Here is a 278-nt window from a genome sequence, read left to right on the forward strand (position 1 = left end):
GACTCACGAATGGCGGTGTGCAGATCGTAATGGAAACGCGCCGCCTGTTCGCCATCAAAAAAGGCGGCGAGCGTGCGCTCCAACTGCTGGGCGCGCGCGGTTTCCCCGCTGGCGGCGAAGTTGCGGTAGCGGCCGCCGAACATGCGGTTCATGTCGCTGTGCAGATAGCGCTTGCCCGCCCGCATCGCCGCCGGGTTGCCCAGCACCACCAACAGCCGCACCGCCAGCGGCAAGCGGCCGCTCAACAGATCGCCGATTAACTGATTGAGCAGTTCAAT

General features: G+C 64.4%; 1 pseudogene. It reads right to left on the bottom strand.

Annotated features, from left to right (window positions below):
• A pseudogene (locus JYB63_RS23125) lies at positions 1-278 on the bottom strand (succinylglutamate desuccinylase); the annotation flags it as partial.

The sequence above is a fragment of the Aliamphritea spongicola genome (genome assembly GCF_017051665.1).
Classification (GTDB): domain Bacteria; phylum Pseudomonadota; class Gammaproteobacteria; order Pseudomonadales; family Balneatricaceae; genus Amphritea; species Amphritea spongicola.